Source organism: Streptomyces sp. FIT100 (assembly GCF_024584805.1).
Classification (GTDB): domain Bacteria; phylum Actinomycetota; class Actinomycetes; order Streptomycetales; family Streptomycetaceae; genus Streptomyces.
This window is the reverse complement of the sequence record NZ_CP075715.1, coordinates 2,865,681-2,888,975: the sequence shown is the minus strand read 5'-3', so window position 1 is coordinate 2,888,975 and position 23,295 is coordinate 2,865,681. Positions and strand designations below refer to the sequence as shown.

Below are 23,295 nucleotides of genomic sequence, written 5' to 3'. Positions count from 1 at the left end.
TGTCGCTCATGCTGACCCTCACCCAGGCCATTCACGACCGGATCGTCGCTCACGCCCGCGAGGACCACCCCGACGAGGCCTGCGGCGTGGTCGCGGGACCCGTCGGCGAGGGGCGCCCGGAGCGCTTCATCCCGATGCTCAACGCGGCGCGCTCGCCCACGTTCTACGAGTTCGACTCCGCGGATCTGCTCAAGCTGTACCGGGAGATGGACGACCGCGACGAAGAGCCGGTGATCATCTACCACTCCCACACAGCGACCGAGGCGTACCCGTCCCGCACCGACATCTCGTACGCGAACGAGCCCGGCGCGCACTACGTCCTGGTGTCGACGGCGGACACGGACGAGGCCGGCCCGTTCCAGTTCCGGTCGTTCCGGATCGTCGAGGGTGAGGTCACCGAGGAGGACGTCAAGATCGTCGAGGCGTATTGAGCGCGTACTGAGGCGTAGCCGCGGCGGTGGCCACTTCGGTGACCGAGGCGGTAACCAGGGCGGAAGACGGCGTGACGAGCGCCGCTGGTGTTCGCATGGTGACCAGATCACGTCCGCGATGCGAGATCACATGCCGGGGCCCGCACCGGGAATCGTTACGATGACCGCATGGTTTCGAACGACGTGAGCGAGAAGACGCCGGGCACGCTGCTGCTCGTTGCGCGGCTGCACGTCGACCTGTGCCGCCTCGCCAGCGCCATGTGTACGCGCTGCGCGGACCGCCGCCCGGCCTGAGCCGCGGCCCCGAGCGCACCACCCCCTGCACCGACCCCCGCGCGGGGGGCAGATCCGCGCGTCCCGCACGCCACGCCCTACGTCCCTCCCGACAGGAGCCCCTGCCATGGCCATCGAGGTCCGCATCCCGACCATCCTCCGCACCTACACCGACGGCGCCAAGGCCGTCGAGGGCAACGGGGAGACCCTCGCCGAGCTCTTCGCCGACCTCGAGACCCGGCACGCCGGGATCCAGGCCCGCATCGTCGACGGCGACCAGCTCCGCCGCTTCGTGAACGTCTACCTCAACGACGAGGACGTGCGCTTCCTCGACGGCATCTCCACCAAGCTGGCCGACGGCGACAGCGTCACGATCCTGCCGGCCGTGGCAGGGGGTTCAGCCGCGGCGAAGCCGCGTCCGGCCGGGGTGGCGGCCGGGCGGCGGGCGGGAATGGTCTGATCCAGATGCGCTACGACTCCCCGCTCGCCGCCGTCGGCAACACCCCGCTGGTCCGGCTGCCCCGGCTCTCCCCGTCGGAGGACGTCCGCATCTGGGCCAAGCTGGAGGACCGCAACCCCACCGGCTCGATCAAGGACCGCCCCGCGCTCCACATGATCGAACAGGCGGAGAAGGACGGCCGCCTCACCCCCGGCTGCACGATCCTGGAGCCGACCAGCGGCAACACCGGCATCTCGCTGGCGATGGCGGCGAAGCTCAAGGGCTACCGGATCGTCTGCGTCATGCCGGAGAACACCAGCGAGGAGCGCCGCCAGCTGCTCGCGATGTGGGGCGCCGAGATCATCTCGTCGCCGGCCGCGGGCGGCTCCAACACGGCGGTGCGCGTGGCCAAGGAGCTGGCCGGGCAGAACCCGTCGTGGGTGATGCTCTACCAGTACGGCAATCCGGACAACGCCGGCGCGCACTACGCCACCACCGGACCGGAGATCCTCGCCGACCTCCCCTCCGTCACCCACTTCGTGGCCGGCCTCGGCACCACGGGCACGCTCATGGGCGTCGGCCGCTTCCTGCGCGAGCACAAGCCGGATGTGAAGATCGTCGCCGCCGAGCCGCGCTACGACGACCTGGTGTACGGCCTCAGGAACCTCGACGAGGGCTTCGTCCCCGAGCTCTACGACGCCTCCGTCCTCACCACCCGCTTCTCGGTCGGCTCCGCCGACGCGGTCACCCGCACCCGCGAGCTCCTCCAGCAGGAAGGCATCTTCGCGGGTGTATCGACGGGCGCGGCGCTGCACGCGGCGATCGGCGTGGGCAACAAGGCGGTGAAGGCGGGCGAGCCCGCCGACATCGTCTTCGTCGTCGCCGACGGCGGCTGGAAGTACCTCTCGACGGGCGTCTACACGGCCCCGACGACCGAGGCCGCGATCGAGACCCTGCACGGCCAACTCTGGGCCTGACGCCCGGAATGGGGGACCCGGGGCGCCGCCGGCGGGCGGTGCCCCGGGCCGCCGCGAGGCTCAGGGCGACAGATGCCGCACCTGGTCCCACAGCAGCGGATCCACCACCCCGACCCGCCGCCGGAAGTCGCGCACCCGCACCTCCCGCAGCTCGTCCGTCTCCAGGAAGCTCGGTCGGCCGTGCGCATCGCCCACCGCTCCCGGCGGCAGCGCGATCACCCCGGGGCGCTCGTCGTGGTACTTGCTGGTGATCTTGGCGACGCGCGCCGCACCCCCGCGCACCTGGAGGACCAGGCACGGCCGGTCCTTGGAGCCGGGCCCGTCCTCGTACGGAACGTCCGCCCACCAGATCTCGCCCGGCTGCGGCCGCCGCTCCGGCCCTCCCTTACGCGTCGGCGGACGCCTCGGCGGAGCCACCGGCCCACGGCCGCGCCCAGCCTCCCGCCTCCCCGGCGGACGTATCTTCCCCACCGCTGCCACCAGCGCGATCACCACCACCGCGCCGAGCGCGAACCACCAGGACGTATCCATACCCCAGACGGTACCGGCGCCCCTCCCGCCATGCCCATCCCGTACGTCTCCCGCGCAACACCCCGCGCACCTCGTCCTATCCAGTGACGGAGCAGGTGAGTTCCCCCACAACGGGCCGCCGCGAAGGAGCGCGCGACCCTTTCGCGCCTTACGCTCGACGAACCGCACGAGCTCCCGCGCGCCCTGCCCCGTCCGGCCCGTCCGGCCCCGTCCACGGACGACCGTCCACGTCCACGGAGGTTCCAGCTCCATGAAGCTCACCGTCGTCGGCTGCTCGGGGTCGTTCCCGTCCGCGGAATCGGCCTGCTCGAGCTACCTCGTCGAGGCCGACGGCTTCCGGCTGCTGCTCGACATGGGCAACGGAGCCCTCGGCGAGCTGCAGCGCCACATCGGTCTCTACGACCTCGACGCCATCTTCCTCAGTCATCTCCACGCGGACCACTGCATCGACATGTGCGGGTATTTCGTCGCCCGCTACTACCGCCACGACGGCGGCCGCTGCGGCACCATCCCCGTGTACGCGCCGGAGGGCGCGGAGCAGCGGCTCACCACCGCCTACGCGGACACCCCCTCCGACAAGTCGATGAGCGAGGTCTTCGACTTCCACACCCTCAAGGCGGGCGCCTTCGAGATCGGCCCCTTCCTCGTCCGTACGGAGAAGGTCGCGCACCCCGTCGACACCTTCGGCATCCGCGTCGAGCACGGCGGCAGGTCGCTCACGTACTCCGGTGACACGGGCGTCTGCGACCCCCTCGTCGATCTTGCCGAGGGCACCGACCTCTTCCTCTGCGAGGCGGCGTTCACGCACGGCAAGGAGGACATCCCGGGCCTCCACCTCAACGGCCGCGAGGCCGGCGCCCACGCCGCGCGCGCCGGGGTGCGCAGGCTGCTCCTGACGCACATCCCCCCGTGGACCGACGCCGAGCAGAACCTGGCGGACGCCCGAGCGGTCTACGACGGGCCGGCCGAGCTGGCGGTCCCGGGCGCGGTCTACGAGATCTAGGTCGTGTCTGACACATGGCGCCGTCCGCCCGCAGGGCGGGGTGCGCGGCGTCCGGTGCGTGCAATCGCAAGGCGGAGGATCATCCTCGTACTGGACGTACTCGGATGACTCCGACAACGCAGCGTGGGGGCACCTCCCGTGCCCGAAGGGCTACGGGGGTGGGGGCACCTCCCAGGCGCGAGCTCTGGGGGAGCGTGCCGGACGTCGCGCGCCAGGCGGGATTCGTCAGACACGGCCTAGCACCGCGCTCCGCGGGATCCGGGCCGCTCGGGGCCGGGCGCTGCGCGGGCCGGTGGCGATCATCCTCGCTAAAGTGACGTAGAGCCGACAAAGGCTGACATATCGCTCTGGTCTGCGGACTGCGAGGCAACATGGCCGATGACGTCACGGGCACCCTCCCGCCGCTGCCCCCACCGCCGCCCAGCGCGCACAAGGGCGAGGGGCCGGGGGAGCTGAGGCACAACGCGATCGGGTTCCTCGACGCGCTCGTCATCGGCATCAACTCCACCTCGCCCGCGTACTCGCTCGCCGCGGTCATCGGCCCCGTCGTCGCCCTCGTCGGCATCTACGCACCCGGCGTGGTGCTCGCCTCCTTTGTGCCGATGCTGCTGATCGCGTCGGCGTTCTTCTACCTCAACCGCGTCGACCAGGACTGCGGCACGACCTTCTCGTGGGTCACCCGGGCCATGGGCCCCTGGGCCGGCTGGATCGGCGGCTGGGCGATCATGATGACCGGGGTGCTCGTGGTCGGCTCCCTCGCAGACGTGGCCATCGGCTTCGGACTGCTCACCGTCGGCCTCGACAGCTGGGCGCAGAACCTCGTCGTACGCCAACTGCTCGCCGTGCTCCTCATCCTCGTGATGACGGCCGTCTGCGTCGTCGGCACAGAGGCGTCCGCCCACGTCCAGAACGTGCTCATCCTCGCCCAGGTCGCCTCGCTGCTCGCCTTCGCCGTCGTCGCGCTCTACCGCGTCTACTCCGGTACGGGCACCCTCGGCGCCGTCGAACCGGAGATCGGCTGGCTGAACCCGTTCGGCGCCGGTGGTGGCGCGCTGACCGCCGGTCTGCTGCTGGGCGTCTTCATGTACTGGGGCTGGGAGTCGGCCGTCAACCTCACCGAAGAGGTCAAGAACTCCGCCAGCGCTCCCGGACGGGCCGGCATCTGGTCGACGGTCATCCTGCTCGGGACGTATCTGTCGGTCGGCATCGCCGTCGTGGCCTTCGCCGGGCCGGCCTACCTCGCCGAGAACGCCGGCGAGGAGGAGTTCATCTTCGCCCTCCTCGCCCGCCAGGTCATGGGCGGCTGGGACTGGCTCGTCCTGTTCGCGGTCTCGACCTCCGCGCTCGCCTCCACCCAGACGACGATCATCCCGTCCTCGCGCACCGGGCTTTCGATGGCCCGGCGCGGCGCGCTGCCGGGCGTCTTCGCCCGTATCCACCCGCGCTTCCGCACGCCCCACGTGAGCACCTGGACCGTCGCCGTCGTCGCCATTGTCTGGTACCTCGTCGTCAGCAGGATCAGCGAGAACGCCCTCCTGGACTCGCTCACCGCGCTGTCGCTGCTCATCGCCTTCTACTACGCGCTCACCGGCATCGCCTGCGCCGTCTACTACCGCCGCCATCTCACCGAGAGCGTCCGCAACTTCGTCCTCATCGGTGTGGGCCCGGTGATCGGCGCCGGGCTGCTGCTGTGGCTGCTCGCGGAGTCGGTGATCGACATGTCCGACCCCGCCCATTCCTACAGCGGCGTCTCCTGGCTCGGGCTCGGCCCGCCGCTCGTCATCGGCATCTTCATCGTGATCGTGGGACTGCTCATCATGGTCGGGCGCCGTCTGACGGCCGGTGCGTTCTGGCGCGAGCGGCCGAGCGTGGCCGACCCCGACCTCGTCCACGGCCGCGTCGCGCACGGCAGCCGGGAGCCCTGAGATGACGGTCGTCCTGGGATACGACGAGTCGCCCGGCTCGGTGCGCGCGCTGCGGGTGGCGATCGAGGTGTCGGCGGCGTTCGGCGAAGGACTCGTCCTCGTGTACGGGGCCGCGCCCCCGGGGGCGCTGGGCGAGGAGTACCGCACCCACGCGGACGCCATCCGCCAGGCCGGCCGTACCGTGCTCACGCACGCGGTCGAGGCGGCCGACGAGGCGGGCGTACCGAGCACCGTCGAGATCATCGACGAGAAGCCGGCCGAGGCCCTGCTCCAGGCGGCCGACCGCCACGACGCGCGGGTCATCATCGTCGGCACCTACGGCGAGAGCCCGATGCGCGGCGCGCTGCTCGGCTCGACCCCGCACAAGCTGCTGCACCTCTCGAAGGTGCCGGTGCTGTGCGTACCGGCCGACGAATGAGCAGAGCCCTCTTCCGGTACCCGGGTACCGGAAGAGGGCTCCGCCGCGTCTGCTGCGTCCGCTACTTGGCTTCGGCCTTCTCCAGCTCGGCCAGCTCCTCGTCGGACTCACGGCCCGGCGTCGGCAGGTTGAACTTGACGATGGCGAAGCGGAAGACCGCGTAGTAGATCACCGCGAACACCAGGCCGATCGGGATGATCAGCCATGGGCTCGTCGCCTTGTTCCAGCCCAGGCCGAGGTCGATCAGACCGGCGGAGAACGTGAAGCCCGCGTGGACCCCGAGCGCCCAGGTGATGGCCATGGAAAGGGCGGTCAGCACGGCGTGGATCGCGTACAGCAGCGGCGCGATGAACATGAACGAGAACTCGATCGGCTCGGTCACACCGGTGACGAACGAGGTCAGCGCGAGGGAGACCATCATGCCGGTGACGGCCTTGCGGCGCTCCGGACGGGCCGAGTGCGCGATGGCGAGCGCCGCCGCGGGGAGACCGAACATCATGATCGGGAAGAAGCCCGTCATGAACAGACCGGCCTCCGGGTCACCGGCGAAGAAGCGGTGGAGGTCGCCGTGGACGATGTCGCCGGCCGCGTTGGTGAAGTCGCCGATCTGGAACCAGGCGACGGTGTTGACGAACTGGTGCATGCCGATCGGGATCAGCGCACGGTTGATGAGGCCGAAGAGGCCGGCGCCGATGGAGCCGAGGCCGGTCATCCACTCGCCGAAGTTGGAGATCACCTCACCGATCGGCTCCCAGACCAGGCCGAAGAAGACGCCGACGATCACACCGACGAAGGCCATGATGATCGGGACGAGCCGGCGGCCGTTGAAGAAGCCGAGCCAGTCCACCAGCTTGGTGCGGTGGTACTTCTGCCACAGGACCGCGGAGAGCAGGCCCATGATGATGCCGCCGAGGACGCCCGGGTTGTTGTACGTCGCGGCGACGTCGACACCCTTGTTCGCGGTGGTGTTGACCACGGCCTCGGTGACCGGGAACGCGGTGAGGACGTTCTTGTAGACCAGGAAGCCGACGAGGGCGGCGAGAGCGGTCGAGCCATCCGACTTCTTGGCGAAGCCGATGGCGACGCCTATGCAGAAGAGCAGCGGCAGGTTGGCGAAGACGGCGTCACCGGCGGTGGCGAACACCGAGGCGACCTTGTCCCAGCCGAGGCCGTCGGCGCCGAACACGTCGGGCTGGCCGAGGCGCAGCAGGATGCCCGCGGCCGGCAGCACCGCGATGGGCAGCTGAAGGCTTCGGCCGACCTTCTGCAGGCCCTGGAACAGGCCGGAGCCCCACTTCTTGGCGGGGGGCGCCGTCGCGGCGCTAGCCGTGGTCACAACTTCCTCCATTGGGCAAGGCGCCGCCCAGGACAGGGGAAGAGGGGGGACGGCGGCGTCTCAGGGGAAACGCGGTGGTCTGGACCGCGTGGTCTACACCATTGAGAGGTGTAGACCTGTTGTAGCACGGTGAGGCTGAGATAAGGAACCTGCGTCTTCTGTGGCCTGGGCCATACCGCGCAAGGCGTCGCAAACGCCGCGGACTCCGCCGGTCTACGGCTTCGTCGCGTCCTTCTCCAGTTCCTCCTCCAGCTCCTCCGGCTCCCGCCCGGGCGTCGGGATGTCGAAGGCTGTGATCAGTACCCGGAAGAGCACGTAGTAGACCACCGCGAAGCACGCCCCGATGGGGATGATCAGCCAGGGCTTCGTGTCCAGGTGCCAGAGGACGATGTAGTCGATCACCCCGGCCGAGAAGCTGAAGCCGGCGTGCACCCCGAGTGCCCAGGTGATCGCCATCGAGGCGCCGGTGAGCAGCGCGTGCAGCCCGTACAGCAGGGGCGCCGCGAACATGAAGGAGAACTCCAGCGGCTCGGTCACGCCGGTGACGAAGGACGTCAGGGCGACCGAGAGCATCAGTCCGGCCACCCGCTTGCGGTGCTCGGGCCGGGCGCAGTGGGTCATCGCGAGGGCGGCGGCCGGCAGGCCGAACATCATGATCGGGAAGAAGCCGGACATGAACTGGCCCGCGGACGGGTCGCCGGCGAGGAACCGGGTCAGGTCGCCCTGGACGGTCGTGCCCGCCGCGTCGGTGTACGAACCGGCCTGGAACCAGAAGAAGGTGTTCAGGAACTGGTGCATGCCGATCGGGATCAGCAGGCGGTTGGCGACACCGAAGATGCCAGCGCCCCACGCTCCGAGGTCGATCAACTGCTTGGAGAACCACTCAAGGGCCGCGCCCACCGGCTGCCACAGCAGTCCGAAGACGACGGCCAGGAAGAAGCAGACGAACGCCATGATGATCGGGACGAGGCGGCGGCCGTTGAAGAAGCCGAGCCAGTCGACGAGTTTGGTGCGGTGGTAGCGCTGCCAGAGCGTGGCCGTCAGCAGGCCGATCAGGATTCCGCCCAGCACGCCGGGGTTCTGCGGAACGCCTTCCGGCGTGGCCGTGGTCACCGAGCCCTCGACGGGGAACGCCTTGAGCACGTTGTGGTAGACGAGGAAGCCGGCGACGGCGGCGAGCGCGGTGGAGCCGTCGGCCTTCTTCGCGAAGCCGATGGCGACACCGATGCAGAACAGCAGCGGGAGCCCGAGCTTGCCGTCGAGGATGCCGGTGCCGCCCAGGATGAGGATCTTCGACGTCTTCTCCCAGAAGGCGCCGTGGAGCGTGCCCGCGAAGAGGGTCCCGAGGCTGACGAGCAGGCCGGCCGCCGGGAGGACGGCCACCGGGAGTTGGAGGCTGCGGCCGATCTTCTGGAGGCCGGGGAGGAGCCCGCCCCGCCACCAGCTCCGCCTCGGCTGGGGCGTCGGCGCGGCCGTGCTCTCGGCGGTCATCGGTGTCGTCCTCCGTCGGCTTCCTCGGGGACACTGGTGTAGACCAGTTGGGGTAGGCTCGCGCTGCCCGGTCGACGACCGCGGGCAGAGCACCGGTGATCGTCATCATTCGGGACGGGGTCGCAACTCGCTCGCGAAGTTGCGCCAACCGTGAGTTACCGTGACGAAACAGACCAGTGGCCCGAGGCCCCGGCCGACTGTGCCCTCCGGGGGCGACCCCGGACCCCGGCCCCACAGACTTAGGGAGAAACACATGGCCAGCAAGGCTGAGAAGATCGTCGCCGGGCTCGGCGGACTCGACAACATCGAAGAGGTCGAGGGCTGCATCACCCGTCTGCGTACGGAGGTCAACGACCCGAGCCTGGTCGACGAGGCCGCGCTGAAGGCCGCCGGCGCCCACGGCGTCGTCAAGATGGGCACCGCGATCCAGGTCGTCATCGGCACCGACGCCGACCCGATCGCCGCGGAGATCGAAGACATGATGTGAGCGCCGGGCCGCGGGTGGCGACGATGCCCGCGGATTCGCCGGGCGGGCGGAGAAGCGAACCGCAGACATCTTCAGCCGCCGGTTCACAGGAGCGAGGGGTCGATCCAGACTGGATCAGGCCCCTCGTCCACGTACCACTAGGCTCAGTACCATGTCTCGTATCGACGGCCGCACGCCCGAACAGCTCCGCCCGGTGACCATCCAGCGCGGATGGAGCAAGCACGCCGAGGGCTCCGTCCTCATCTCCTTCGGCGACACCCGCGTCTTCTGCACCGCCTCCGTCACCGAAGGCGTGCCGCGCTGGCGAAAGGGCAGCGGCGAGGGGTGGGTCACCGCCGAGTACTCGATGCTCCCGCGGTCGACCAACACCCGCGGCGACCGCGAGTCCGTACGCGGCAAGATCGGCGGCCGGACCCATGAGATCTCCCGCCTCATCGGGCGCTCCCTGCGCGCCGTCATCGACTACAAGGCCCTCGGCGAGAACACCATCGTCCTCGACTGCGACGTCCTCCAGGCCGACGGAGGCACCCGCACCGCGGCCATCACCGGCGCGTATGTCGCCCTCGCCGACGCCGTCGCCTGGGCGCAGGGCAAGAAGCTCGTCAAGGCCGGCAAGCAGCCCCTGACCGGCACCGTCGCCGCCGTCTCCGTCGGCATCGTCGACGGCACGCCGCTCCTCGACCTCTGCTACGAGGAGGACGTGCGCGCCGAGACCGACATGAACGTCGTCTGCACCGGCGACGGCCGGTTCGTCGAGGTCCAGGGCACCGCCGAGGCCGAGCCCTTCGACCGCAAGGAGCTCAACGCCCTGCTCGACCTGGCCACCGGCGGCTGCGCGGACCTGGCCGCTCTGCAGACCGAGGCGCTGGCCCGCACGCTCGAGGGCTGAGCGCCCCCGAAGGGTAAAGAAGCAACCAAGGACGCCGATCCCGGCGTCCCAGTAGGCACGGGCGTACGGGCCGAACCGTACTCCCCCGCGCCCTGCGGCGCGGGGGGACCCCCACGTCCGCAAACCCCGGGGAGGGACCTTCTCATGCGCAGCCGCAGCCTCAGCCGTCGTATCGCAGTCGCCGCAGCCGTCACCGCCGTCGTCTTCACCGGAGCCGTCGGCTGCAGCGCCGTCGACAAGGCCCTGGACTGCGTCGCGACCGCCGACGCGATAGCCACCAGCGTCGACAGGCTCTCCCAGGCGGTCTCCACCGCGGCCGACGACCCGACCCAACTGACCGAGGCCCTCGACGAGATCGACCGGGAGCTCGGCAACCTCAAGGACACGACCGACAACGCGGACCTGGCCAAGGCTGTCGACGACCTCTCCACGGGCGTCGACAACGTCCGGGCGGCGGTCGAGAACGGTGACACCACTCCGGACATCGCGCCCGTCACGGACGCGGCCACCGAGATCGGCAAGGTCTGCACCTCGTAGCGTCCGCAGATTGTCCGTAGATACTGGGCCCATGACCCGCCTGATCCTCGCCACCCGCAACGCCGGGAAGATCGCCGAACTCCGCGCCATCCTCGCCGACGCAGGTCTGCCGCACGACCTCGTCGGCGCGGAGGCGTACCCGGACATCCCCGACGTCAAGGAGACCGGCACCACCTTCGCCGAGAACGCCCTCCTGAAAGCCCATGCCCTCGCGGCCGCCACCGGCCTGCCGGCCGTCGCCGACGACTCCGGCCTCTGCGTGGACGTCCTCGGCGGCGCCCCCGGCATCTTCTCCGCCCGCTGGTCGGGCGCCCACGGCGACGATGCCGCCAACCTCCGCCTGCTGCTGGCCCAGCTCGCCGACATCGGTGACGAGCACCGCGGCGCCTCCTTCGCCTGCGCGGCCGCCCTCGCCCTCCCGGACGGCACGGAGCGCGTCGTCGAGGGCCGCCTCACCGGAGTCCTGCGCCACGACCCGGTCGGCACCAACGGCTTCGGTTACGACCCGATCCTCCAGCCGGAGGGGTACGACGTGACGTGCGCCCAGCTGACCCCGGAGGAGAAGAACGCGATCAGCCACCGGGGCAAGGCGTTCCGCGAGCTGGTCCCCGTCGTACGCGAACTGCTGGGCTGACACCGCGACTAGCCGAAGCATGGGAAAGGGCCGTCCCAGCCGGGGCGGCCCTTTTCGCACGGTGCGGCCGGAGGGACTCGAACCCTCACGGGTGTTACCCCACTGGGACCTAAACCCAGCTCGACTGCCAGTTCCGACACGGCCGCCAGCCGCAGCCATGGTAGCGGCTGGCGGCCGGCCTGACACGGTGGGCTCTAGGCGGCAGGCCTTCGTTTGCCTTGGCGCCGGCACCACGTGTCCGTTGACGCGTGACAGTTGGGGCAGAGGTAGCGGAGATTCTCCCGGCGGTTGTCGAGCCAGTCTCCATTTACGTGATCGATCTGCAGCGTGATCGGCCTGCCCATCCATTCACCCTCGTTGCCACAGGAAGCGCAGCGGTATGCGACGCCTACCTCGGTGAGGGCACGGTGAAGCCGGTCGCGGTTTTCACGGGAAGCCCCCTCCGGGCGAACCCGGAAGACCTTGTCCGCGATCGGTTTGGGCTCGGTAGCTTGAATCGTGCCCCACGTCCGTCGCTTGAAGTGAGACGTGTCAAGGCCGAGTTGCACCACTCGTCGTCTGACCCGGTGGTGGTTCGTGTCGTTCACGGGTAAATCAAGGGCGCGCATCACGTCTGCGAAGCTCATGGCCTCTGCCACGGCCTTGCGGACCTGGTCCTCCGGCAAGGTAAGCCGCCTGTAAGTGAAGTGGCCGATGCCGATTCCCCGCTTGTCGAGCATGTGCCGCAGTGCGGCCCGGGACCGGCTGTCATCGGGTATGCCAAGGGCCCGGGCCACCCCACGGACACTGTGCGCTGAAGCGGCGGCTGCCTTGAGCTCGTCGTCTGCGAACGGTAGATCGATGCACGCCCGGTTCAGAGCCGGGAAGTGGCTCACGTCGATTCCCGCGGCCGCGATCCGCCGCCGGATATGCGAAAGCGTCCCGGTCGCTGGCGTCGCGCCGAGCTTCTGTACGACTTCGCGCAGTGAGGTGGACGAGGCCACCGCCTCGGCGATGGCGTCGTCGGGGTACTTGCGCCAAGGGCTGCGATTCTTGAAATGGCTGGTATCGATGCCGTAGTCGCGGACCTTCTCCTGGAGCGCCCGCCGCCTTCCGCCGCTCGCCCTGACGCCGACCCTGCGCATCAGGTCCGCCCAGCCCTTCGACTGTGCCACGGCAAGCGTGAGCGTTTCGGGACCGCACATGTCGGCCATCAGTACCGCTCCACGGTGGTGTGCGGCATGTCGATGCCCAGTACCGCGGTGCCGAGGGGGGTGTAGGTGTCCGCCTCGGCCATCTTCTGGCGCGGACGGATACGACCGCCCGGTGACGGTGCGCCGCACCGCCGCATTGCATCCTCGACGTTCATCGCTCTGCGCGCCGCCTGGGCAGGCAGCTCGCGGGTGTATCGCACCGGCATGTTCCCCCTCCGTCCCGGACGCGTGTTCGCGACCTCGCACGGAGTAACGATCCGATTGTCGGAGGGTTGCGTCTGGAATGCGGAGTGGCCGGCACTGCTTTTCGCAGTGCCGGCCACTCCGGGGTGCGCCAGGGGCGACCGCGTCAGATCCCCAGATCCTTGATGATCTTGGCGACGTGGCCGGTCGCCTTCACGTTGTACAGCGCACGCTCGACCTTCCCGTCCTCGTCCACGACGATCGTCGAGCGGATCACGCCCGTCACCGTCTTGCCGTAGAGCTTCTTCTCGCCGAAGGCGCCGTACTGCTCCAGGACCGTCTTCGAGGGGTCGCCCACCAGCGTGACCTTCAGGTTCTCCTTGTCGCGGAACTTCGCGAGCTTCTCCGGCCTGTCCGGCGAGACGCCGATGACGTCGTAGCCCGCGCCGGCCAGCAGCTCCAGGTTGTCGGTGAAGTCGCACGCCTGCTTGGTGCAGCCCGGGGTGAGGGCCGCCGGGTAGAAGTAGACGATGACCTTGCGTCCCTTGTGGCCGGCGAGCGAGACCTCGTTGCCGTCCGCGTCGGGCAGGGTGAAGTCCGGGGCGGTGTCGCCGGGCTGGAGTCGCTCGCTCATTCTCGGTTCTCCTCAGAGGGTACGGACGTACGGCACCGAGCGTAATAGGGGTGCCGTGGGGTGCGGCGGCCGTCGAGCTGACAGACTGTCGATGACAAAGCAGTGTGCGGTGGACGAAGAACGCGAAGAACCACCGAACGACCGGATTACGACCACGGAGGCGGCGCAGTGTCGGATTCCAGGACCCCTGCGCAGATCGAGGCGGACATCGTCCGCCGGCGTGAGCGGCTCGCCGAGACGCTCGACGAGATCGGGGTGCGGGTGCACCCGAAGACGATCATCGGAGACGCGAAGGCCAGGGTCGCCTCGACCGTGGACGAGACCGCCGGGCGGGCCTTCGTCACCGCGAACCGCTTGGTGACCGACGTGAAGAGCCGCTTCGTGCACACGGACGGCGCGCCCCGGCTGGAGCGGGTGGTCCCGCTGGCGCTGGCCGTCGTCGGCGTCGTGGGGCTGCTGGCGCTGTCCGCCAGGAGGCGCAGGTCGTGACCCCGGCGCGGCGCGGTAGGTGCTCGGACAGGTAGGTTCGTGGTCGTGAGCAACAACACCCACGACAAGCTGCCGATCAAGATGCTGCACGACCGGGTCCTGGTCCGGTCCGACGCCCCCGAGGGGGAGCGGCGCTCCGGCGGCGGCATTCTGATTCCGGCCACCGCAGCCGTCGGCCGCCGCCTCGCCTGGGCCGAGGTGGTCGCGGTCGGGCAGAACGTCCGCACCGTGGAGGCCGGGGACCGGGTGCTGTACGACCCGGCGGACCGCGCCGAGGTGGAGGTGCGCGGGGTCGCGTACGTCCTGATGCGCGAGCGGGACCTGCATGCCGTGGCCGCCGACCGGTTCGAGGGTGGCGAGGACACGACGGGGCTGTATCTGTAGCGGATCGGCGGTACGGCGGTACGGCGGTACGGAGACGGAAGGGCCTGGTGACCATGGTCACCAGGCCCTTTGACCTTCCCCGTCCCCCGTTTTGCTACGTTTGGGGGAACCCGACGAGACGCGCCGTACCGGGCAACGCAAAGACGACGCACCCCGCAAGAAGTCCGCGTCTTTCCGCGTCTCGGAGGTGCCTGTCATGGCCTGGGTTCTGCTCGTCGTCGCCGGTCTGCTCGAGGTCGGCTGGTCGATCGGGATGAAGTTCACCGACGGTTTCACCCGGCTGTGGCCCAGTGTGTTCACCGGCGCCGGGATCGTCGCGAGCATGCTCCTGCTGTCGTACGCCGCGAAGTCGCTGCCGATCGGCACGGCCTACGGGGTGTGGGTCGGCATCGGCGCGGCCGGTGCGGCGGTGGTCGGCATGGTCGCGCTGAACGAGCCGGCCACCGCCGCCCGGATCTTCTTCGTCGTGCTGCTGCTGGTCGCGGTGGTGGGGCTGAAGGCGACCTCGGGCCACTGATCCGCGTACCGGCGACGCGCCCCGGCGACGCGCGCCCCGGCGGGGCCTACAGACGGTCCGTGAACACGCCCAGGCCGTCGCCCCGGCCGCCGGAGTCCTCCCTTTCGCCGCCCGTGGAGCCGCGCCGCCCTCCGCTGTCGGCGCCTCCGTCCGCCGGCCCGCCGTTCGTGGACCCGCCCGGCCACAAGCCGCCGGTGGTCGCGCCGCCGCTGCCCGCACCGCCGTCGGCCGGATCGTGGCCCGGCAGGGTCGGAGAGCGGCCCGTCGCGGGACCGTCCGTGGCGTCTCCGGGGGAGAGCGACGCCGTCGCGCCGTCCTCCGCCCCGGCGCCCTCCTCCGGATCCTCCGACTCCTCCTCGTCATCGGACTCTTCCGGGGCCGACGACGGGTACCGCGACGAGGGCGGTTCACCGTCCGCGCCCTCCTCCAGCTCCAGGTCGAAGTGGCTGACGTCGGTGCCTTCCAGCGCCGCCGCCGTGAACTGCCCCCAGATCCGCGCCGAAGGCCCGCCGCCGCCGACGCGGCTGTGCCCGAGCGCCCCGTACAGCGGCTTCTGCACGCCCGTGTCCGGGTCCTGGCCCATGACGGCGACGACCGTCGCCAGATCGGGGGTGTAGCCCGCGAACCAGGCCGCCTTGTCGTCCTCCGCCGTGCCGGTCTTCCCGGCGGCCGGCCTGCCCGCCGACCCGGCCGCCGCGCCCGTGCCGTTCGCCACCACGCTCTGCAGCACCGACGTGGTCGTGTCCGCGGCCTCCCGGCTGATGGCCTGCCGGCTCGGCGCCTCGGGCAGGCCGATCTCCTCGCCGCCTTTGCTGATGCTCTCGACGATCGTGTACGTCCCGTGCCGGCCGTGGTTGGCGAGGGTCGCGTACGCCTTCGCCATGTCGAGGACGCTCGCGGTGGCGACGCCGAGCGCGATGGACGGGTAGGAGGTCAGATCGGGGGTGTGCGCGGGGATGCCGAGCGCGATGGCCGTCTCCCTGACCCGCCCCGGGCCGACGTCCTGCGCCATCTGCGCGTACACCGAGTTGACCGACTCGTCGGTCGCGGTGCGCACGGTGATGCGGCCGTAGGAGTAGTTGTCCTCGTTCTCGGGGGCGTAGCCGACGGGGCCGTAGGAGCCCACGACCTCGCGCCGGTCGGTGCCGTCGTAGACGGTGGCGGGGGTGATGCGGCGGCCGTCCCGGGTCTGGGATCCGTGCTCGACGGCGGCCGCGAGGACGAACGGTTTGAAGGTGGAGCCGACCTGGTAGTCGCGGCGGGTCGCGTTGTTGACGTACTGCCGGGTGTAGTCGATGCCGCCGTACAGGGCGACGACCCGGCCGTTCGACGGGTCGATGGCGGCGCCGCCGACGCGGACGTTGCGGTCCACGGGCCGCTGCTCCTCGTCGCGCCGGGAGTGGACGTGCTCGTCGACGGCCCGGATGAAGGCGTCCTGCTTCGGCTTCTCCAGCGTGGTCGTGATCCGGTAGCCGCCTCGGGCCAGGGTGTTGTCGTCGATGATGCCGTTGCCGGTGAGGTAGTCCTCGACGGCCTGGACGATGTAGCCGCGCTGCCCGGAGAGTCCGGTTGCGGGGCGTGCGGTCTGCGGCGTCGGGAAGGCCATGGCGGAGCGCTCGGCGGCGGTGAGCCACTGGCGCTCCACCATCCCGTCGACCACGTAGTTCCAGCGGGCGAGCGCGGCGCTCCTGTTCTCGGGGTGCGTCGTCACGTCGTACGCGCTGGGGGCGTTGAGGAGCGAGGCGAGGTACGCGCCCTCGGCGGTGTCGAGTTCGTCGACGTCCTTGCCGTAGTAGGCCATGGCCGCCGCCTGGATGCCGTAGGCGTTGCGGCCGAAGTAGCTGGTGTTGAGGTAGCCCTTCAGGATGTCGCTCTTGCTCTGCTCGCGATCCAGCTTGATCGCGATGAAGAACTCCTTCACCTTCCTCGTGACGGTCTGCTCCTGGCCCAGGTAGTAGTTCTTGACGTACTGCTGGGTGATCGTGGAGCCGGACTGCTTCCCCTTGCCGGTGAGCGTGTTCCAGCCGGCGCGGACCATCGCGAGGGGGTCGACGGCGCGCTCGGTGTAGAAGCCGCGGTCCTCGGCCGCGAGCACGGCGTGCTGGACGGTGCCGGGGACCTGGGCGAGCTCGACGTTCTCGCGGTTGACCTCGCCGTCGCGGGCGATCTGGGTGCCGTCCTCGTAGAAGTAGACGTTGGACTGGGCGACGGCGGTGGCGTTGGCGGGTGGGATGTGGACGAGCATGTACCCCGCGACGAAGCCGCCGATGAGCACGAGCGCGCAGGTCAGGAACGTACCGAGGGCCATCCGCCAGGTGGGGACGAGCCGGCGCGGCCCGGTGCGCGGCGCGCGGGCGTGGGCGCCGGGGTGCGGTGCGGGGTCCGGTCCGGGGCGGGGGGCGGTGGCGGTGCGGGGTGCGGTGCGAGAGGCGGTGCGAGGTCCGGGTCCCGGGCCCCGGCCGCCGGTACGGCCCGCGTCCGGCGGTCCGGCGATCGTCCGGTCCCGGGGTTCCCAGCCTCGCCGCGCTGGCTGCTGTGGCTGCTCGTCGCTCATGTCGGTGGAGACTCCTCGGCCCCGTCATCGCGGATGGTGGCATTTCGGGCGATCCGCTTGGTGTGCCCATACTGCACTTCTCACCCCCTTAACCCCCGTACCCCCCGTTGGAATACGGTCGCGCGCCCGATCTCGCTGGACTAAGGTCGTGCGCTTTGACGCCGACGGCACGGAAGCGCCGGGCGATGCGGGCACGCGGGGAAGGGAGGCCAGGGTGCGGCTCTATGCGGTCGTGCTGGCCGGTGGGTTCCGGCGCTATGCGACGTACCGGATCGCAACAGCCGCAGGGGCGTTCACCAACACCGTCTTCGGCTTCATCATGGCGTACACCTATATCGCCCTCTGGGATGAGCGTCCGCACCTCGGCGGTTACGACCTGCCTCAGGCGCTGACCTATGTGTGGCTCGGCCAGGCCCTGCTGATGACCTGCGCCATGATGGGTGGCGGCTTCGAGGACGAACTGATCGAACGCATCCGCACGGGCGACATCGCCATCGACCTCTACCGGCCCGTCGACCTCCAACTGTGGTGGCTCGCAGGAGACTTGGGACGCGCCGGCTTCCATCTGCTCGGGCGCGGCATCGTGCCGATGCTCTGCGGAGCGTTCGCCTTCGATCTGGCGCTGCCCGGTTCACCGCTGATCTGGCCGGCCTTCCTGCTCTCCGTGGTGCTCGGCGTCGTCGTGAGCTTCGCCGTCCGCTATCTGGTGGCGCTCTCCGCGTTCTGGCTGATGGACGGCGCGGGCGTACTCCAGATCACCTGGCTGGCCGGGCTGTTCTTCTCCGGGATGCTGCTGCCGCTCACCCTCTTCCCCGGCTTCCTGGGCGAACTGGCTCTGGTGCTGCCCTGGTCGGCGCTGCTCCAGGTCCCGGCGGACGTCTTCCTCGGCAAGCACACCGGCTGGGCACTGGCCGAGGCGTACGCCTTCCAGGCCGGCTGGGCCGTGGCGCTGCTCGGAGCCGGACGGCTGCTGCAGTCGGCCGCGACGAGGAGGGTGGTGGTCCAGGGTGGTTGACGGGCTGCGCGCGTACGGTCTGATCGCCGTGATGTGGATGCGCTCGACGATGACCTACCGCGCGTCCTTCGCGATGACGGCGTTCGGGAACTTCGTCGGGAACTCGTTCGACTTCGTGGTGATCCTGGTGATGTTCGCGCACGTCGAGACCCTCGGCGGGTACACCCTGCCGGAGATCGCACTCCTGTACGGGGCGGCGGGTACGGCCTTCGGCCTCGCCGACCTCGCGATGGGGTCGATGGACCGGCTGGGGCGGCGCGTGCGCGACGGCACGCTGGACACCCTGCTCGTGCGGCCCGCGTCGGTGCTCGCCCAGGTCGCGGCCGACCGCTTCGCGCTGCGCCGGCTCGGCAGGATCACCCAGGGGCTGCTGGTGCTCGGCTACGCGCTGTTCGCCCTCGACATCGCGTGGACACCGCTCAAGGCGGCACTCGTGCCGGTGATGGTGGTGAGCGGGGCGGCGATCTTCGCCTCGCTGTTCGTGGCGGGAGCGGCGTTCCAGTTCGTCGCGCAGGACGCCGCCGAGGTGCAGAACTCCTTCACGTACGGCGGGAACACGCTGCTCCAGTACCCGCCGACGCTCTTCGCGAAGGACCTGGTGCGCGGCGTGACCTTCGTCGTCCCCCTCGCCTTCGTGAACTGGCTGCCCGCGCTCTATGTGCTGGGACGGCCCTATCCGCTGGACCTGCCGCGCGCGCTGGCGTTCGCGCCGCCGTTCGTCGCCGCGGTGTGCTGTGCGCTCGCCGGGATCGCGTGGCGGGCGGGTCTTCGTTCGTACCGGAGCACGGGGAGCTGACGCATGATCGACGTGGACGGCGTGGAGAAGGTCTTCGACGTACGCCGCAGAACGGGGCTGCTGCGCCGCGAGCGGACCCGGGTGCGGGCGGTGGACGGGATCAGCTTCCACGTCCCGCGCGGCGCGATGGTCGGCTACATCGGCCCGAACGGAGCCGGGAAGTCCACCACCATCAAGATGCTGACGGGCATTCTGACGCCGAGCGGCGGCCGGCTGCGCGTCGCCGGGATCGATCCCTCGCGGGAACGGACCCGCCTCGCGCGGCGCATCGGCGTCGTCTTCGGGCAGCGCACCACCCTGTGGTGGGACCTGCCGCTCGTCGACTCCTACCGGTTGGTCCACCGCATGTACCGGATCCCGGACGCGCGCTACCGCGAGAACCTGGACCGCTGCGTCGAACTGCTCGACCTGGGCAAGCTGCTGGACGTGCCCGTACGGCAGCTCTCGCTCGGCCAGCGGATGCGCGGGGACATCGCGGCGGCACTGCTGCACGACCCGGAGGTGCTCTACCTCGACGAGCCGACGATCGGCCTCGACGTCGTGTCCAAGGCGAAGGTGCGCGAGTTCCTGCGGGACCTGAACGCCGAGCGGGCGACCACCGTCCTGCTGACGACGCACGACCTGACCGACATCGAGCAGCTGTGCGAGCGGGTGATGGTCATCGACCACGGCCGGCTGATGTACGACGGCACGCCCACCGGGCTCCACGAGGTGGGCGCGAGCGAGCGGACCCTGGTGGTGGACCTGGCGCGGGAGCTGCCGCCGATCGAGGTGACGGGGGCGCGGCCGGTACGGGTGGAGGGCCCGCGCCAGTGGCTGTCCTTCCCGGCGTCGGCATCGGCGGCTCCGATCGTGGCGGCGATCGCGGCGGAGTACCCGATGGTGGACCTGTCGGTGCGGGAGCCGGACATCGAGGCGGTGATCGCGAGGATGTACGCGGGGGAGCGGCTGATGCCGCGCGGAGCCGAGTGAGCGCGCCGATGCCGCGCGGAGCCGAGTGAGCGCGCCGATGCCGCGCGGAGCCGAGTGAGCGCGCCGACGCCACGTGGAGCCGAGTGAGCGCGCCGACGCCTCCCCGCGGATCTCTATGCTGATGGCGCTCAGGGGTGTGGTGCCGGGGAGGGAGCGCTCAGGTGACGCTGTTGGAGGGGGACCCGCGGTCGGTCGGCGGGTACCGGCTGGAGGGCAGGCTGGGTGCCGGGGGCATGGGGGTGGTCTTCCTCGCACGGTCGGTGTCCGGGAGACGGCTCGCGATCAAGGTCATCCGGCCCGAACTCGCCACGGACGACGGATTCCGCGTGCGGTTCGGGCGGGAAGTGGAGGCGGCACGGCAGGTCAGCGGGGCCTTCACCGCTCCGGTGGTCGACGCCGACGCCGATGCCGAACAGCCCTGGCTGGCCACGCTGTTCATACCCGGCCCGTCCCTGCACCAGCGTGTCGCCGCGAAGGGGCCGCTGCCGGCCGACGAGGTACGGCTGCTGGCGGCCGGGCTCGTGGAGGCGCTGCGCGACATCCACCGGGTCGGCCTGGTGCACCGCGACCTCAAGCCGGGCAACGTCCTCCTCGCGGACGACGGTCCACGGGTCATCGACTTCGGCATCGCCCGCGCCATCGCCGCCGATCCGCTCACGCGCACGGGCATGGTGGTCGGCACCCCCGCCTTCATGGCCCCCGAGCAGTTCCGCACGGGAGGCGTCGGCCCCGCCGGGGATGTGTTCGCGCTGGGTGCGGTCCTCGTGTACGCGGCCACCGGGCACGGGCCCTTCGACGGCGAGAGCACCCACGGGATCGGTTTCCGGGTGGTCTACGAGGAGCCGGATCTGACGGGGCTGGCGCAGGAGTTGCTGCCCCTGGTGGAGCCGTGCCTGGCCAAGGACCCCGGCGCGCGGCCCACGGTGGAGGGACTGCTGGCGGCTCTGTCGGTGGCGCCGGTGGAAACGCAGCCGCCGCCGGCGCCGACGGAGGTGGAACGGCCGTCCGCACCGGCGGATACGCAGCCGCCGTCCGCGCCGCCGACGCAGCCCGCGCACCCCGAGCCGGCCGTACCGGCGGCACCGGCGGCACCGGCGGCACCGGTCGCGTCCCAAGCCACCGTCGGCGTTGCCACCTTGGCCCTCCGCCCGGATGCGCCGGGAGGAGAGCCCTCGGCACCGGCTTCCGAACCACCGTCGGCTTCCGAACCACCGTCGGCTTCCGAGCTGCCATCGGCATCCGAACCGACGCCGCCGTTCGAACCGCCGACGCCGCCGTCCTGGCCGGGCCGCGCGCCCCGGCGGATCGCCCTCGCCGCGGCAGCGGCCGTGGTCACCGCGTCGGTCGCCGCCCTCGTACCCCTGCTCGCTGACAAGTACGGCGGGCCCGACGGGGGCAAGGAGGGCCGGAACGGCGGTTCGCCGTCGGCGTCCGCCCCGGCCGCCGAATTCTCGTGCGCCGGTGCGCAGGGCACCCTGCTGGGGAGTGGATCCTCCGCTGTGGACGCGGCGATGGAGGAGTGGGCCGCGGGTTTCCAGAAGGCATGCCCGGGCACGACCGTCACCTACGAGGCCATGGGGTCGGGAGCGGGATTCGAAGCCTTCCGCAGCGGTTCGACGGGCTTCGCCGCGAGCGACACCCCGCTCGACCCGGAGAAGGTCGTGCAGTCGAAGGCGCGATGCGACGCGGGCGGAAACGGCCAGGCCGTGGCCGTACCCCTGGCGGCCACGCCCGTGGCCGTCGCGTACAACCTGCCCGGGGTCAGCGACCTGGTACTGGACGCGCCCACTCTCGCGAAGATCTTCGACGGCAGGATCAGCCGCTGGGACGACGCCGCGATCAAGGAGCTCAACCCCGGGGTGCCGCTCCCGTCCCTCTCCGTACAGGCCATCCACCGCTCGGACGCGACCAACACCACGCGGGTGTTCACGAACTACCTGAAGTCGGTGTCCGGCGAGTGGCCCCACGAGGCCGGGACCGAGTGGCCGGTCCCCAGCGGCCAGGCGGTCTCCGGGAACGCCCGTCTCCGCGAGCAAGTGGGGGCGACGGCCGGCTCCCTCGGCTATGCCGACCTCGCCGGTGCGGCCGAGCTCGACACCGTACTGCTGGACACCGGAGCGGACCGGCCCGTGGCCGCGGACGCGGCCGGCGCCACGAAGGCCCTGGCCTCCGCCCGGGTCGTCGGCGCCGGCGGCGACCTGTCGCTCGCCCTCGACCTGACCACCCGAGCCCCGGGCGCGTACCCGCTCGCGTCCGTCAGCTACGGCGTCGTCTGCGACAAGGGCAACGATCCCGCCGGCCTGAAGACGCTCCGGGCATTCCTGTCGTACGCGGTGAGCAAGCCGGCGCAGCAGTCCGTCGCCGCACAGGGCTACGCTCCGCTCCCGGACGCGCTCAGGGAGCGCGTCCGGGAGACCGTCCGGGGGCTGGGCTGAGCTTCCGCGGCTGTCGCGGGGCCGGGCTGGTCGGTGGGAGACCGGGCCCGGCGCCACGTCCGTTGACTACGCTGCTCGTATGACGAGCGACCTTCCGGAGATGCGCGCATCCGATGCCGAGCGGGAGCGGATAGCCGAGCGCCTGCGCGATGCCGTGGCCGAGGGCCGCCTCGACATGGAGGAGTTCGGTGAACGGCTGGACGCGGCGTACAAGGCACGTACGCACGGAGAGCTGGAGCCGCTCGTACGGGACCTCCCGGCGCCCGGCGGCAGCGCCTCGGACCGGCCGCTCCCGGCCGCGGAGCCCGCGAGCGGCGCGGGGGACTGGTCGGGCCGTATCGGAAGGCCCGCGACGTCGAGGGGCGCCTTCGCCTTCTGGGGCGGCTTCGGCCGCAAGGGGGGCTGGACCGTCGGCCGGCGGTTCACGGCGGTCGTGATCCAGGCGGGCGGCGAGATCGATCTGCGCGACGCGAACTTCGAGGACCGCGAGGTCGTCATCCGCTGCTTCACACTCATGGGCGGCATCCAGGTCACCGTCCCACCGGACCTGGACGTCGATGTGCAGGGCTTCGGCTTCATGGGCGGATTCGGCGAGGCGGGCGGGGACGGCACCAGGCCCTCACCTGGCTCGCCGCGCGTGACGATCACCGGTTTCGCCCTGATGGGGGGTGTCGGTGTCGAGCGCAAGCTCCGCAAGGCCGACAAGCGGCGACTGAAGGAGGCGAGACGGCGCGAGCTGGAGTAGTGAGGGG

Annotated in this window: 26 protein-coding genes, 1 tRNA gene and 1 riboswitch; of the genes, 19 read left to right on the top strand and 8 right to left on the bottom strand. The window is 70.8% G+C overall.

Annotated elements, in window-relative coordinates:
• The first annotated feature begins 8 nt into the window (after positions 1-8).
• The 4 genes from KK483_RS12600 (at position 9) to KK483_RS12585 (ending at position 2,120) form a co-directional block, all read left to right on the top strand.
• Positions 9-431 carry a M67 family metallopeptidase gene (locus tag KK483_RS12600; RefSeq protein ID WP_262005324.1) on the top strand — a complete coding sequence of 141 codons (423 nt, stop codon included), beginning with the start codon at positions 9-11 and terminating at the stop codon, positions 429-431.
• A 168-nt stretch (positions 432-599) separates the two neighbouring features.
• Positions 600-725: a putative leader peptide gene (locus KK483_RS12595; protein WP_262005323.1), complete on the top strand. Its 126-nt coding sequence runs from the start codon at positions 600-602 to the stop codon at positions 723-725.
• Between the two features lie 106 nt (positions 726-831).
• Entirely contained in the window at positions 832-1,164 is a 333-nt protein-coding gene (locus tag KK483_RS12590; protein ID WP_262005322.1) for a MoaD/ThiS family protein, read from the top strand.
• 5 nt (positions 1,165-1,169) lie between these two features.
• Complete coding sequence (locus KK483_RS12585) at positions 1,170-2,120, top strand: PLP-dependent cysteine synthase family protein (protein ID WP_262005321.1); 951 nt, start codon at positions 1,170-1,172, stop codon at positions 2,118-2,120.
• A 60-nt stretch (positions 2,121-2,180) separates the two neighbouring features.
• Here the strand turns inward: KK483_RS12585 and KK483_RS12580 are convergent, their stop codons facing one another.
• Positions 2,181-2,651, bottom strand: a complete 471-nt coding sequence (locus KK483_RS12580; protein ID WP_262005320.1) for a type II toxin-antitoxin system PemK/MazF family toxin — start codon at positions 2,649-2,651, stop codon at positions 2,181-2,183.
• Positions 2,652-2,901: 250 nt separating this feature from the next.
• Between KK483_RS12580 and KK483_RS12575 the strand changes: the two genes are divergently transcribed.
• The 3 genes from KK483_RS12575 (at position 2,902) to KK483_RS12565 (ending at position 5,997) form a co-directional block, all read left to right on the top strand.
• On the top strand, positions 2,902-3,654 hold the full coding sequence (locus KK483_RS12575; protein ID WP_262005319.1) for an MBL fold metallo-hydrolase: 753 nt from the start codon (positions 2,902-2,904) through the stop codon (positions 3,652-3,654).
• A gap of 371 nt (positions 3,655-4,025) precedes the next feature.
• Positions 4,026-5,579 (top strand): APC family permease, encoded by a 1,554-nt coding sequence (locus KK483_RS12570; RefSeq protein ID WP_262005318.1) that lies wholly within the window; start codon positions 4,026-4,028, stop codon positions 5,577-5,579.
• Between the two features lies 1 nt (position 5,580).
• Entirely contained in the window at positions 5,581-5,997 is a 417-nt protein-coding gene (locus KK483_RS12565; protein ID WP_262005317.1) for a universal stress protein, read from the top strand.
• A gap of 61 nt (positions 5,998-6,058) precedes the next feature.
• Here the strand turns inward: KK483_RS12565 and KK483_RS12560 are convergent, their stop codons facing one another.
• Together KK483_RS12560 and KK483_RS12555 are read right to left on the bottom strand one after the other, a co-directional pair.
• Positions 6,059-7,345, bottom strand: coding sequence for a PTS transporter subunit EIIC (locus tag KK483_RS12560; protein ID WP_399013966.1), 1,287 nt, complete (start codon positions 7,343-7,345; stop codon positions 6,059-6,061).
• A 201-nt stretch (positions 7,346-7,546) separates the two neighbouring features.
• Positions 7,547-8,824 (bottom strand): PTS transporter subunit EIIC, encoded by a 1,278-nt coding sequence (locus tag KK483_RS12555; RefSeq protein WP_262005315.1) that lies wholly within the window; start codon positions 8,822-8,824, stop codon positions 7,547-7,549.
• A gap of 253 nt (positions 8,825-9,077) precedes the next feature.
• Here KK483_RS12555 and KK483_RS12550 point away from each other — a divergent pair, with 253 nt between their 5' ends.
• From KK483_RS12550 to rdgB, 4 genes are all read left to right on the top strand, one after another.
• Entirely contained in the window at positions 9,078-9,311 is a 234-nt protein-coding gene (locus KK483_RS12550; protein ID WP_024756373.1) for a glucose PTS transporter subunit EIIB, read from the top strand.
• Positions 9,312-9,462: 151 nt separating this feature from the next.
• On the top strand, positions 9,463-10,200 hold the full coding sequence (gene rph, locus KK483_RS12545; RefSeq protein WP_242337019.1) for a ribonuclease PH: 738 nt from the start codon (positions 9,463-9,465) through the stop codon (positions 10,198-10,200).
• 144 nt (positions 10,201-10,344) lie between these two features.
• Positions 10,345-10,737, top strand: coding sequence for a hypothetical protein (locus KK483_RS12540; protein ID WP_262005314.1), 393 nt, complete (start codon positions 10,345-10,347; stop codon positions 10,735-10,737).
• 31 nt (positions 10,738-10,768) lie between these two features.
• Entirely contained in the window at positions 10,769-11,371 is a 603-nt protein-coding gene (gene rdgB / locus KK483_RS12535; protein WP_262005313.1) for an RdgB/HAM1 family non-canonical purine NTP pyrophosphatase, read from the top strand.
• Between the two features lie 62 nt (positions 11,372-11,433).
• Here rdgB and KK483_RS12530 read toward each other — a convergent pair.
• The 4 genes from KK483_RS12530 to bcp form a co-directional block, all read right to left on the bottom strand.
• A tRNA-Leu gene (locus tag KK483_RS12530) sits at positions 11,434-11,517 on the bottom strand.
• A gap of 48 nt (positions 11,518-11,565) precedes the next feature.
• Positions 11,566-12,564 (bottom strand): HNH endonuclease signature motif containing protein, encoded by a 999-nt coding sequence (locus KK483_RS12525; protein ID WP_262005312.1) that lies wholly within the window; start codon positions 12,562-12,564, stop codon positions 11,566-11,568.
• A complete protein-coding gene (locus tag KK483_RS12520) occupies positions 12,564-12,770 on the bottom strand; it encodes a hypothetical protein (RefSeq protein WP_262005311.1) in 207 nt (68 codons plus the stop codon). The genes KK483_RS12525 and KK483_RS12520 overlap by 1 nt, the downstream gene beginning before the upstream one ends.
• Positions 12,771-12,913: 143 nt before the next feature.
• Complete coding sequence (bcp, locus tag KK483_RS12515) at positions 12,914-13,381, bottom strand: thioredoxin-dependent thiol peroxidase (protein WP_262005310.1); 468 nt, start codon at positions 13,379-13,381, stop codon at positions 12,914-12,916.
• Between the two features lie 168 nt (positions 13,382-13,549).
• On the opposite strand from bcp, the gene KK483_RS12510 reads away from it, so the two are divergent.
• The 3 genes from KK483_RS12510 (at position 13,550) to KK483_RS12500 (ending at position 14,771) form a co-directional block, all read left to right on the top strand.
• Positions 13,550-13,870 carry a DUF3618 domain-containing protein gene (locus KK483_RS12510; RefSeq protein ID WP_262005309.1) on the top strand — a complete coding sequence of 107 codons (321 nt, stop codon included), beginning with the start codon at positions 13,550-13,552 and terminating at the stop codon, positions 13,868-13,870.
• 45 nt (positions 13,871-13,915) lie between these two features.
• Positions 13,916-14,254, top strand: coding sequence for a co-chaperone GroES (locus KK483_RS12505; RefSeq protein ID WP_262005308.1), 339 nt, complete (start codon positions 13,916-13,918; stop codon positions 14,252-14,254).
• A 79-nt stretch (positions 14,255-14,333) separates the two neighbouring features.
• Positions 14,334-14,407, top strand: a riboswitch (guanidine-III (ykkC-III) riboswitch).
• Positions 14,408-14,450: 43 nt separating this feature from the next.
• A complete protein-coding gene (locus KK483_RS12500; protein ID WP_242337002.1) occupies positions 14,451-14,771 on the top strand; it encodes a multidrug efflux SMR transporter in 321 nt (106 codons plus the stop codon).
• A gap of 46 nt (positions 14,772-14,817) precedes the next feature.
• On the opposite strand, the gene KK483_RS12495 is transcribed toward KK483_RS12500, so the two are convergent.
• On the bottom strand, positions 14,818-17,325 hold the full coding sequence (locus KK483_RS12495) for a transglycosylase domain-containing protein (protein ID WP_399013960.1): 2,508 nt from the start codon (positions 17,323-17,325) through the stop codon (positions 14,818-14,820).
• A 214-nt stretch (positions 17,326-17,539) separates the two neighbouring features.
• Here KK483_RS12495 and KK483_RS12490 point away from each other — a divergent pair, with 214 nt between their 5' ends.
• From KK483_RS12490 to KK483_RS12470, 5 genes are all read left to right on the top strand, one after another.
• Positions 17,540-18,340, top strand: a complete 801-nt coding sequence (locus tag KK483_RS12490) for an ABC-2 family transporter protein (protein ID WP_262005307.1) — start codon at positions 17,540-17,542, stop codon at positions 18,338-18,340.
• A complete protein-coding gene (locus tag KK483_RS12485) occupies positions 18,333-19,136 on the top strand; it encodes an ABC transporter permease (protein ID WP_399013958.1) in 804 nt (267 codons plus the stop codon). The genes KK483_RS12490 and KK483_RS12485 overlap by 8 nt, the downstream gene beginning before the upstream one ends.
• A gap of 3 nt (positions 19,137-19,139) precedes the next feature.
• Positions 19,140-20,108: an ATP-binding cassette domain-containing protein gene (locus KK483_RS12480; RefSeq protein ID WP_262005306.1), complete on the top strand. Its 969-nt coding sequence runs from the start codon at positions 19,140-19,142 to the stop codon at positions 20,106-20,108.
• A gap of 161 nt (positions 20,109-20,269) precedes the next feature.
• A complete protein-coding gene (gene pstS, locus KK483_RS12475) occupies positions 20,270-22,543 on the top strand; it encodes a phosphate ABC transporter substrate-binding protein PstS (RefSeq protein WP_262005305.1) in 2,274 nt (757 codons plus the stop codon).
• A 79-nt stretch (positions 22,544-22,622) separates the two neighbouring features.
• Positions 22,623-23,288 carry a DUF1707 domain-containing protein gene (locus tag KK483_RS12470; protein ID WP_262005304.1) on the top strand — a complete coding sequence of 222 codons (666 nt, stop codon included), beginning with the start codon at positions 22,623-22,625 and terminating at the stop codon, positions 23,286-23,288.
• Positions 23,289-23,295 lie beyond the last annotated feature (7 nt).

What these genes read in the sequence shown, in the direction of transcription:
- KK483_RS12600 (WP_262005324.1), top strand. Translation starts at nt 9, where the DNA reads ATGCTGACCCTCACCCAGGCCATTCACGACCGGATCGTCGCTCACGCC.
- KK483_RS12595 (WP_262005323.1), top strand. Translation starts at nt 600, where the DNA reads ATGGTTTCGAACGACGTGAGCGAGAAGACGCCGGGCACGCTGCTGCTC.
- KK483_RS12590 (WP_262005322.1), top strand. Translation starts at nt 832, where the DNA reads ATGGCCATCGAGGTCCGCATCCCGACCATCCTCCGCACCTACACCGAC.
- KK483_RS12585 (WP_262005321.1), top strand. Translation starts at nt 1,170, where the DNA reads ATGCGCTACGACTCCCCGCTCGCCGCCGTCGGCAACACCCCGCTGGTC.
- KK483_RS12580 (WP_262005320.1), bottom strand. Translation starts at nt 2,651, where the DNA reads ATGGATACGTCCTGGTGGTTCGCGCTCGGCGCGGTGGTGGTGATCGCG.
- KK483_RS12575 (WP_262005319.1), top strand. Translation starts at nt 2,902, where the DNA reads ATGAAGCTCACCGTCGTCGGCTGCTCGGGGTCGTTCCCGTCCGCGGAA.
- KK483_RS12570 (WP_262005318.1), top strand. Translation starts at nt 4,026, where the DNA reads ATGGCCGATGACGTCACGGGCACCCTCCCGCCGCTGCCCCCACCGCCG.
- KK483_RS12565 (WP_262005317.1), top strand. Translation starts at nt 5,581, where the DNA reads ATGACGGTCGTCCTGGGATACGACGAGTCGCCCGGCTCGGTGCGCGCG.
- KK483_RS12560 (WP_399013966.1), bottom strand. Translation starts at nt 7,345, where the DNA reads ATGGAGGAAGTTGTGACCACGGCTAGCGCCGCGACGGCGCCCCCCGCC.
- KK483_RS12555 (WP_262005315.1), bottom strand. Translation starts at nt 8,824, where the DNA reads ATGACCGCCGAGAGCACGGCCGCGCCGACGCCCCAGCCGAGGCGGAGC.
- KK483_RS12550 (WP_024756373.1), top strand. Translation starts at nt 9,078, where the DNA reads ATGGCCAGCAAGGCTGAGAAGATCGTCGCCGGGCTCGGCGGACTCGAC.
- rph (WP_242337019.1), top strand. Translation starts at nt 9,463, where the DNA reads ATGTCTCGTATCGACGGCCGCACGCCCGAACAGCTCCGCCCGGTGACC.
- KK483_RS12540 (WP_262005314.1), top strand. Translation starts at nt 10,345, where the DNA reads ATGCGCAGCCGCAGCCTCAGCCGTCGTATCGCAGTCGCCGCAGCCGTC.
- rdgB (WP_262005313.1), top strand. Translation starts at nt 10,769, where the DNA reads ATGACCCGCCTGATCCTCGCCACCCGCAACGCCGGGAAGATCGCCGAA.
- KK483_RS12525 (WP_262005312.1), bottom strand. Translation starts at nt 12,564, where the DNA reads ATGGCCGACATGTGCGGTCCCGAAACGCTCACGCTTGCCGTGGCACAG.
- KK483_RS12520 (WP_262005311.1), bottom strand. Translation starts at nt 12,770, where the DNA reads ATGCCGGTGCGATACACCCGCGAGCTGCCTGCCCAGGCGGCGCGCAGA.
- bcp (WP_262005310.1), bottom strand. Translation starts at nt 13,381, where the DNA reads ATGAGCGAGCGACTCCAGCCCGGCGACACCGCCCCGGACTTCACCCTG.
- KK483_RS12500 (WP_242337002.1), top strand. Translation starts at nt 14,451, where the DNA reads ATGGCCTGGGTTCTGCTCGTCGTCGCCGGTCTGCTCGAGGTCGGCTGG.
- KK483_RS12495 (WP_399013960.1), bottom strand. Translation starts at nt 17,325, where the DNA reads ATGAGCGACGAGCAGCCACAGCAGCCAGCGCGGCGAGGCTGGGAACCC.
- KK483_RS12480 (WP_262005306.1), top strand. Translation starts at nt 19,140, where the DNA reads ATGATCGACGTGGACGGCGTGGAGAAGGTCTTCGACGTACGCCGCAGA.
- KK483_RS12470 (WP_262005304.1), top strand. Translation starts at nt 22,623, where the DNA reads ATGACGAGCGACCTTCCGGAGATGCGCGCATCCGATGCCGAGCGGGAG.